Origin of the sequence: Rhodococcus sp. UFZ-B548, from assembly GCF_903819475.1 — a bacterium.
GTDB lineage: Bacteria > Actinomycetota > Actinomycetes > Mycobacteriales > Mycobacteriaceae > Rhodococcus_F > Rhodococcus_F erythropolis.
In genome coordinates, this window is the sequence record NZ_CAIJDS010000145.1 from 1 (window position 1) to 1,569 (window position 1,569).

Sequence of the window (1,569 nt, forward strand, 5' to 3'; positions counted from 1 at the left end):
CACCCCCCAACACCAACCCACGCTCCACCACAGACTCCACCTCGAACATCTCGACGATGGTGGACGTGTCCGCCACTGCAGCGCTCACCACTGCGACGTATGCATCGACCAATCGCGCTGCGGTTGCCTCGTCGAAGAGATCGGTGGCATAGGTCAGATGTAGGTCCAGACCCCCGCGAGACCCGTCGGCGGTGAGTGCTTCGTTGAACACGAAGTCCAGGTCGAACTGTGTAGTGGTCACGACGTTGTCGACTTCGGCGATACGTATGCCGTCGAACTCGAGTTCGGTCAATGCGATGTTCTGCAGGGTCAAACTGACCTGGAAAATGGGCGAGTACGACTGCGAACGAACCGGATCGAGTATTTCGACCAGGCGCTCGAACGGAACGTCGGCGTTCGCGAACGCCTGGAGGTCGAATTCTCGAACCGATTCGAGCAATTCCGCGAACCGAGCGCCGGGCGACACCACGGAACGTAGTGCGAGGGTATTGACGAACATGCCGACCAGATCGTCGAGTGCACGTTCTCCTCGGCCCGCAACAGGAGTTCCCACAACTACGTCGTATTCACCGCTGTAACGCGAAAGCACAACAGCGAGCGCGGCATGCAACACCATAAACGGCGTAGCGCCGTTGTCACGCGCGACCTTCTCCAGTTGCGCGTTCACCTCGGGGCTCAGATGGGCCGAGAACATGGCTCCACGGCCGGAGGCTTCCACGGGCCGAGGTCGGTCCAGCGGCAGATCGATCACCGACGGTATTGCGTCGAGAGCGTTCCGCCAGAAGTCCAACTGTCGTGTGACGAGTGAGGTCGACGATTCTTCCGAACCCAACGTCTCGAGCTGCCACAACGCGTAATCCGCGTACTGCACCTCGAGCGGCGCCCACAACGGCTCCATACCTCGGGACCGCGCCTCGTACGCCACCATCACGTCACGCGTCAACGGACCCATCGAGAAACCGTCACCCGCAATGTGATGCACCGTCATCGCCAGGACGTACTCGAACTCGTCGAGCTGCAACAGATGAGCTCGCATGGGAATTTCGGACGTGACGTCGAAAGTTGCGCCGAGGACTTCGGAAACTCGTACGAGGAGAGCGCTTTCGGACACATACTCGATCGTCAGGTCCACGGCCGCGTCATCCGGCGAGAGAATTCTCTGGAAACCGATGCCGTCCACTTCAGGGTAGACCGTCCGGAGAACTTCGTGGCGCAGCACCAGATCACCCACTGCCGCAGCAAGCGCCGATTCGTCGAGGGCGCCGGAGAGGCGAAGGACCACTGGCATGTTGTATGCCGACGACTCAGGTTCGAAGCGGTTGAGGAACCACATCCGGGACTGAGCCGGTGACAACGGGATCGCCGACGGGCGTACCCGGGCTGTCAGGGCCGGCCTACTCGAGGATGATGAGGCGTCGAGAACCGCAGCAAGTTCGGCTACCGTCGGCGAGTCGAAGATGGCCCGCAGCGGTATGTCAGTGCCTCGGTCTGCGTTGATGCGGCTGACAAGTCTGGTCGCATTGAGCGAATTACCACCCAACTCGAAGAAATCATCATCGACACCAACCC

1 protein-coding gene is annotated in these 1,569 nt (G+C 60.6%); it reads right to left on the minus strand.

What is annotated here, in order from left to right; all coding sequences use genetic code 11:
- Positions 1-1,569: condensation domain-containing protein (locus tag H7C86_RS36865; RefSeq protein WP_259349447.1), on the minus strand; the 1,569-nt coding region annotated here is incomplete at both ends.